This is a genomic window from Streptomyces sp. NRRL S-646 (assembly GCF_000720765.1).
In the GTDB taxonomy this organism is placed as follows: Bacteria; Actinomycetota; Actinomycetes; order Streptomycetales; family Streptomycetaceae; genus Streptomyces.
Genome location: NZ_JODC01000143.1, coordinates 1 through 244, shown reverse-complemented (window position 1 = coordinate 244; position 244 = coordinate 1). Strand labels below are relative to the sequence as shown.

The 244-nt window shown below is 75.4% G+C and carries 1 protein-coding gene; it reads right to left on the bottom strand.

Annotated features, from left to right (window positions below):
- On the bottom strand, nucleotides 1–244 hold a 244-nt coding region (locus IH68_RS51535), incomplete at both ends, for a hypothetical protein (protein ID WP_037886830.1).

Sequence of the window (244 nt, the reverse complement as noted above, 5' to 3'; positions counted from 1 at the left end):
GATGACGCGGGTGCCCCAGAAGGGCGGGGTGGGGAGGGGGTTGTCGGTGGCGACGTCGGAGCGGACGTGGCCCTCCTGCGGGCGCTCCTCCACCTCGACGGCGGCCGCGGCGCGGACCCGGCGCTGCTTGAGTTCCGGCAGGGCCGCGCCGGGCACGCCGCGCTTGACGCCGATCAGGGCGTCCATCAGGCGCAGGCCCTCGAACGCGTCGCGGGCGTAGCGGACTTCGCCCTCGTAGATCTCG